Raw genomic sequence first — 921 nt, forward strand, 5'->3', positions numbered from 1 at the left:
TCCCTCTTTGAAATGAGCGAGGGCCAGCAATCTCATTTTCATCTGAATAGATTTCTGCTGGCTTGCGAGCTTTTTAAAGTCGATATTATTGAGACTGTCCATAGCGAATAAGTTTTATCGTTGAATGGCCTCAATTAGATCACATTTTTACTTATATTGGTATTACGTTATGCGTGGGGAACGCTTACTCCACACATTCCTTGGAATAGCATGGATGGGTTTCTTTTTATTCCGCAAGAAGAACCAGCAACACCAATAGAGTTCCCTTAGCAAGAAATGCTGGAGTTCGAGAAAATAGAGTAAAGCGAGGAATATAAAAAAGCCTCAGTCTTTCGACTGAGGCTTTCAATGATGGCAGGGGTGGAGAGATTCGAACTCCCAACACGCGGATTTGGAATCCGCTGCTCTGCCAATTGGAGCTACACCCCTGCAGATTTGACAAAACCTTTCAATCTTGCAAGGTCTCTTTATAAATGGCGGAGCGGACGGGACTCGAACCCGCGACCCCCGGCGTGACAGGCCGGTATTCTAACCGACTGAACTACCGCTCCGCTGTCTGGTTAGACGTTTCGTCTACTTTTTTTGTCTTCAGATTTTTCTTAAAAATCTAAAGACAACAAGTTAAAGCCTGGCGATGTTCTACTCTCACATGGGGAGACCCCACACTACCATCGACGCTGTTTCGTTTCACTTCTGAGTTCGGGATGGAATCAGGTGGGTCCAAAACGCTATGGTCGCCAAGCAAATTCTTTCTCTCTATTTCTAGAGAATAATCTGGAAAGCTGTTTAAGTTCTTTTCAACACATTCAATTCGTTCTTGTATCGAGTCCACCAAAACCCTTTGGGTGTTGTATGGTTAAGCCTCACGGGCAATTAGTACAGGTTAGCTCAACGCCTCACAGCGCTTACACACCCTGCCTA

At 44.7% G+C, this 921-nt stretch carries 2 tRNA genes and 1 rRNA gene; all 3 read right to left on the minus strand.

The features are described 5' to 3' along the window. Window positions 1-352 precede the first annotated feature (352 nt). A tRNA-Trp gene (locus tag UF06_RS03340) sits at window positions 353-429 on the minus strand. 45 nt (window positions 430-474) lie between these two features. Further along, window positions 475-551 (minus strand) — tRNA-Asp (locus UF06_RS03345). Between the two features lie 75 nt (window positions 552-626). Continuing rightward, window positions 627-742, minus strand: a 5S ribosomal RNA gene (gene rrf, locus UF06_RS03350). Window positions 743-921: the final 179 nt, after the last annotated feature.

Origin of the sequence: Vibrio sp. S234-5, from assembly GCF_000960595.1 — a bacterium.
In the GTDB taxonomy this organism is placed as follows: domain Bacteria; phylum Pseudomonadota; class Gammaproteobacteria; order Enterobacterales; family Vibrionaceae; genus Vibrio.